1 protein-coding gene is annotated in these 1,272 nt (G+C 38.1%); it reads right to left on the bottom strand.

Features of this window, described 5'->3' with window-relative positions; all coding sequences use genetic code 11:
- Positions 1-41 precede the first annotated feature (41 nt).
- Positions 42-1,192 (bottom strand): IS3 family transposase gene (locus ERX27_RS11095; protein ID WP_133432853.1). Its coding sequence is split into 2 segments (ribosomal slippage): positions 42-919 and positions 919-1,192, totalling 1,152 coding nucleotides; the frame shifts between segments, so codons are not numbered across the junction.
- Positions 1,193-1,272 lie beyond the last annotated feature (80 nt).

The raw sequence follows: 1,272 nt of genomic DNA, 5'->3' as shown, positions 1-1,272 counted from the left end.
GGTACTGAACCCTGAAAATGGGACGGAATAAAAAACACTTTTTATAAGGCTGCTTGTATTCGGTATTGAACCGGAGATAAGTAGCCTAATTTTTGTTGAATTCTATTTTCATTATAATTTTTGATGTAATTACTCACAATCTCTTTTACAATAAAGTTAGAGTTCTTTTGCTCACTGTTTAAGTAGAATGTTTCAGACTTTAGTGTGGAATGAAAACATTCTATACAGGCATTATCTGACGGTGTCCCCTTACGGGACATCGAACGGATGATGCCTTTTTCCTTACATGCCAGGTAATACTCCCTTGAAGTATAGACACTTCCCTGATCGCTGTGAAGCATACATCCCTTCGGGATATTGAGCTGATTCAGTGTATCAAGGACGAAGTTTGTATCCTGTACATCACCTATGGTGAATGCCACAATCTCACCATTGTGAAGGTCCATAATTGATGAAAGATAAAGCATCGTATTACCGAAAGGCAGGTAAGTGATATCTGTCACGAGCTTGGTCAGAGGTTGATCAGATTTAAAATCACCCTTCAACAGATTGTCTGTAAGATGGTAGGGCCGGCCTATACGCGTTTTCTTCTTGACTCTGACTCTGCAGTTCCATTTATTTTTCTGCATAATTCTCTGGACTCGCTTGTGATTAACACGCTGCTTGGTCTGTTTGTTTAAGAGGTAACAGATTTTACGATAACCGTAGGTGTAGTTATATTTTTTGCACAGCTCACCTATTTTTATCGTGATTTCATCTTTTGCTCTGTCCGACTGTTTCTTCCAGCGGTAATAAGTAGATCTTGCTACCTCCAGTGTGGATAAAATAAGTGATAATGGATGTTCATTCTTCAGACTCTCGACTAAACTAACAACTATTTCTGGTACCAGCTCCTTTCCAACTCCCTGTACTTTTTTAGAACATCAATTTCAGCTGCTTTTCTCTTGTTATCCAGTTTAAGCTGTTCGATCTCAGATAATTCCTCAGTGCCCTTGCCATAACTATATTGTTTTCCTACATTCTGATCGAAACGATGGGTCTCATTATTTTTATACCATCTCCACCAAGTGTTGACCTGGGTTCTGTTTCTGATATTTAGCTCATCCATAATCTCTCTTGTGGAAAAGCCCTCGGCTTTCATTTTTACACATTTCCATTTAACTTCACTTGAATAAGCAATTCTCTGCATAATAAAACACTCCTATCAAATTCATTTTATATGAATTCAACAAGAGTGTTTTTTATTCTGTCCCATTAATTGGGGTCAGTCCG

It is taken from the genome of Macrococcus brunensis (assembly GCF_004359615.1).
Classification (GTDB): Bacteria; Bacillota; Bacilli; order Staphylococcales; family Staphylococcaceae; genus Macrococcus; species Macrococcus brunensis.
Note: the sequence above shows the minus strand (reverse complement) of the source record. Positions and strands in the feature narration are given on the sequence as shown.